We start from the raw sequence: 4,799 nt of genomic DNA, 5'->3' as shown, positions 1-4,799 counted from the left end.
TCGCCCGCCAGTCCTTCCGGATAGCCGCTGCCGTCCCACTTCTCGTGATGCGCCAGCGCGATGCGCCGCGCCATGCCCAGCAGACCGCCGGTGTGCTCGCCCAGGATCTCCGCGCCGATCGCGGGATGGCGGCGCATCACCGTCCATTCGGCCTCGTCCAGCGGACCGGGCTTCTGCAGGATCGCGTCGGGAATGCCCAGCTTGCCGATGTCATGCATCGGCGCGGCATGCAGCAGGTCGTCCGCCTCCTGCGCCGACCAGCCCGCAGCCAGCGCCAGCAGCTGCGAGTAGTGGCTCATCCGCACCACGTGCCAGCCGGTCTCGTTGTCCTTGTACTCGGCCGCGCGGCCCAGCCGCTGCACGATCTGCAGCCGCGTCTCGCGCAGCTCCTCGGCGCGCACCAGCGACAGATGCGTGCGCACCCGCGCCCGCACCACCGGCGGGCTGACCGGCTTGGCGATGTAGTCCACCGCGCCGGCCTCGAAGCCCTCCGTCTCGTCGCGCGTGTCGGCCAGCGCGGTGACGAAGATCACCGGCGTCTGCCGCGTCGCGGGCTGCGACTTCAGCACCCGGCACACGTCCAGTCCGGACATGCCCGGCATCATGATGTCCAGCAGGATCAGCGCCGGCGCCTCGGTGCGCGCCAACTCCACCGCCTTCTGTCCGTCGCGCGCGAAGAGCAGCCGGTAGTCGTCCTGCAGCACATGCCGCAGCACCTGCAGGTTGGCGGGCTCGTCGTCGACCAGCAGCAGCTTGGGCCGGCGGTCGGCCGGCGCGGGCGTGCCCGATCCGGCGACCGATCCGGTCGCGGCGAGCGGGGCGTTCAGTGAATCGCTCATGGCCTCAGGAGGAGATGCCCTGCCGCAGCTGCTGCTGCAGGGATTGCAGCGCCAGCAGCGCCGCGTCGAAATCGAAATCGTCCAGCGCGCGCGCCAGCGGCGCCACGCGCGTCTCGCCCAGCACCTCGCGCAGGGCGGCGAAGGTGTCATCGTCCAGCTCGCTGCGGCGCAGCGCGCCGGCCAGCCGCTCGATCAGCACCTCGGCGCCGTCGGCGCGGCGCGCGGCCTCGCTGGGCGCTGCCGCCACCGGCGTCGACGACGCGCCGCCGTCCAGCGCCGCGATCGCGTCCAGCGTGCGTTGCAGCGCCAGCGCCAGCATGTCGATCAGCGCCATCAGGTCCTCTTGCCGACCCAGCCGCAGCGCGGCCTCGACCGGCTGGGCCGCGCTCAGCAGCGCGGGCAGCGCCAGGCTGCCGGCCACGCCGCGCCAGCGGTGCACCAGGCCGCGCAGCTCGATCCACTGGCGCGCCTGCGTCAGCTGATGCAGCCGGGCGACGCCGTCGCGCTGGTCCTCGGCGAAACGGCGCAGACCTCGCTGCCAGGCGGTCACGCCGCCCCACAGCCGCAGGCCCTGCTGCCAGTCGACGGCGGGGATGTCGGAGTCCGGCGCCTCGTCCAGATCGGTGAAGGCCGAATGGCGCGTGATCGGCGCCGGTCCGGCCGACGCGGCGGACAGCTCCGGCTTCAGGCCCAGCACGCGAGCGATCTCGGCGAAGAGGCGCGCCGGCTCCACCGGCTTGACCGCGAAGCCGTCCATGCCGGCGGCCAGCGCGGCTTGCCGGTCCTCTTCCAGCACGCTGGCGGTCAGCGCGACCACCGGCGTGTGACCGCGTCCCTGCGCGACCTCGAAATTGCGGATGCGGCGCGTCGCGCCCAGCCCGTCCAGCAGCGGCATGTGCACGTCCATCAGCACCGCATCGAAGCGCTGATCGGAGAACTCCTTGAGCGCCTGCAGTCCGTCCTGCGCCAGCGTGACCTGATGGCCCTCGCGACCCAGGATCAGCTGCAGCAACTCGCCGTTCTGCGCGACGTCGTCGGCCACCAGCAGCTTGAGCGGCGGCAGCGTCACGACCTCGTCCTGCTCGGCGGCCTCGGCGCGCGCCGATTCGCCGGCCGGCAGCGGCAGCCAGACGTGGAAGACGCTGCCCGCGCCGAGCTCGCTTTCCACGGTGATGCGGCCGCCCATGCGCTCGACCAGCTGGCGCGAGATCGTCGTGCCCAGACCCGTGCCGCCGAAGCGGCGCGTGGTCGAGGCGTCCGCCTGCGCGAAGGCGTCGAAGATGCGATCCAGCCGGTCCGGCGCGATGCCGATGCCGGTGTCGATCACGGCCAGGTGGATGTGACCGCCCTCCTGGCGCATGTTGAGCGTGACCTGACCCTGCTCGGTGAACTTGATCGCGTTGCCGACCAGGTTGAGCAGCACCTGCTGCACGCGCAGCGCATCGCCCTTGAAAAAGCGCGGCTGCTCGTCCGGATAGTCCAGGTGCAGGCCGATGCCCTTGCGCTGGGCCAGCAGCCGCAGCGAGTTCAAGGCCTGCTCGCACACGGTGCGCAGCGAGAAGTCCACCGACTCCAGCTCCATCGCGCCCTTGTCCAGCTTGGCCGTGTCCAGGATGTCGTTGAGCAGGCCCAGCAGCGAGCGGGCCGAGCCGCGCACCGTGGTCAGGTGGCGGCGCTGGGCTTCGGTCAGCGTGGTGTCCAGGAGCAGCTCGGTGAAGCCTAGGATGGCGTTCATCGGCGTGCGGATCTCGTGGCTCATGTTGGCCAGGAAGGCGCTCTTGGCGGCGGCGGCGGCCTCGGCGCGCTCCTTGGCGTCCTCCAGCTGGCGCTGCAGGCGCTTGGGTTCGGTGATGTCCAGGATCACGCCGTCTATCCATTGCGGCGCGCCTTGCGCGTCGCGCACCGCGCGGCCGCGCTCGGAGACCCAGCGCTCGCCGGCGTCCTTGGTGTGGACGCGGTACTCGACCGCATAGGGCGCGTCCGCGGCCAGGGCGGTGGCGACGGCGTCATTGACGCGCTGCTGGTCGTGGCGGTGGATCAGCGCGGCGAAGTGCTGCCGGCCTTCCAGGAAGTCCTGGGCGGACCAGCCGGTCAGTTCCTCGACCGCGTCGTTGATGACCAGCATGCTCCAGTCCGCGTCGATGCGGCAGCGGAAGGTCACGCCGGGACTGTTGGCGATGACGGTGCGGTACTGCGCCTCGCTGTCGCGCAGGGCCTGCTCCATGACGGCCTTGCGGGCGCGCTCCTCGAGCAGGTCGGCGTTGAGCCGGCGCAGCACCAGCAGACCGTTGGCGCCGGCGGTGATGGCGCTGATGGTCAGCGCCATCACGGTCACGGCCAGGGCCAGCCAGCCGGCGTTCTCGATGCTGCTGTTGCAGGGGCCGTCGGCCAGGCCGACGAAGCGCGCGGCGCCCATGGCCGTGTAATGCATGCCGGCGATGGCGCCGCCCATGACCACGCCGCCCAGCGCGATCGCCCAGCGGCGGCTGAGCACGCCCGCCAGGCCGAAGCGGATCCACAGCGCCAGCATGGCCAGCAGCACCGCCACGACGATGGAGGCGGCGAACCAGCCCGGGTCGTAGCGCAGCGCGACGCTCATTTCCATCGCCGCCATGCCCAGGTAATGCATGGTGCCGATGCCGGCGCCCACCAGCACGCCGCCCAGGATCAGGCGCCAGAGTTCCAGCGTCTTGCGTGCCAGCATCGCCAGCGCGACCCAGGACGCGGCCAGCGCCGGAATCATGGACAGCGCGGTGATGCCGGCGCTGAAGCCGACCTGGGCGCAGAGCTCGAAGGCCAGCATCCCGATGAAGTGCATCGCCCAGATGCCGCCGCCCAGGGCCAGCGCGCCGGTGGCCAGCATGGACTGGCGGCGCCAGCCGGTGGTGACCTTGGCCATGCCCGCGACCTGCAGCGCCAGCGCCGAGGTCAACGCCGCCACGGCCAGCGACAGCAGCACCAGACCGAGGTCGTAGCGGCCGGTCAGCAGCATCGTGGGCGCGCCATCGCGGAACAGGAAGAACTGCGGAAGCAGCGCGGTGAGGTCGGACACGGGAGGAGGACGGGAGATGTGGCCCGGCATGGTGCCGCGAAGCACGACGCCTCACGAGGCACAAATACGCGGTAAACCCCGTCCAATCAAAAACGCCCCGCTGAGCGGGGCGCTTAGCGACGTATTGCCGGCTCAGAAAGCGGGAACGACGGCGCCCTTGTATTGCGTCTGGATGAAGCGCTTCACGGCGTCGCTCTGCAGCGCGGCGGCCAGCTTCTTCACGGCGGGCGCGTTCTGGTTGTCGTCGCGGGTCACCAGCCAGTTGGCGTAGGGCGACTCGGCGCCTTCGATGGCCAGGGCGTCCTTGGCCGGATTGAGCTTGGCTTCCAGCGCGTAGTTGGTGTTGATCAGCGCCAGGTCGACCTGCGGCAGGATGCGCGGCAGCGTGGCGGCCTCGATCTCGCGGAACTTCAGCTTCTTGGGGTTGTCGGCGATGTCCTTGGTGGTGGCCAGGATGTTGGACTTGTCCTTGAGCTTGATCAGGCCGGCCTTGTCCAGCAACAGCAGCGCGCGGCCGCCGTTGGTGGGGTCGTTGGGGATCGCGACGGTGCCGCCGGCCGGGATGGCGGCCAGGTTCTTGTGCTTGGTCGAGTAGGCGCCGAAGGGCTCCACGTGCACGGCCGCGACGCCAACCAGGTGCGTGCCCTTGCCCTTGTTGAACTCGTTCAGATAGGGCTTGTGCTGGAAGAAGTTGGCGTCCAGGCGCTTCTCGGCGACCTGCACATTGGGCTGCACGTAGTCGGTGAAGACCTTCACGTCCAGCTCCACGCCCTGCTTGGCCAGCTCGGGCTTGACCAGGTTCAGGATCTCGGCGTGCGGCACCGCGGTGGCGGCGACGGTCAGCTTCTCGGCGGACGCGGCGCCCGCGGCGGCCAGCGACAGGGCGGCGATGGTGACGGCAAACAGCT

General features: G+C 70.8%; 3 protein-coding genes. All 3 read right to left on the bottom strand.

The genetic code is table 11. From position 1 onward, the window contains the following. Nucleotides 1-839: response regulator (locus ABDW59_RS24515; protein WP_343634095.1), on the bottom strand; the 839-nt coding region annotated here is incomplete at its 3' end. A 4-nt stretch (nt 840-843) separates the two neighbouring features. Further along, nucleotides 844-3,891, bottom strand: a complete 3,048-nt coding sequence (locus ABDW59_RS24510; protein ID WP_343634093.1) for an MHYT domain-containing protein — start codon at nt 3,889-3,891, stop codon at nt 844-846. A 132-nt stretch (nt 3,892-4,023) separates the two neighbouring features. Next, on the bottom strand, nt 4,024-4,797 hold the full coding sequence (locus ABDW59_RS24505) for a MetQ/NlpA family ABC transporter substrate-binding protein (RefSeq protein WP_343634091.1): 774 nt from the start codon (nt 4,795-4,797) through the stop codon (nt 4,024-4,026). Between the last annotated feature and the right edge of the window lie 2 nt (nt 4,798-4,799).

The organism is Roseateles sp. (genome assembly GCF_039595295.1).
Taxonomy (GTDB): domain Bacteria; phylum Pseudomonadota; class Gammaproteobacteria; order Burkholderiales; family Burkholderiaceae_C; genus Roseateles.
Note: the sequence above shows the minus strand (reverse complement) of the source record. Positions and strands in the feature narration are given on the sequence as shown.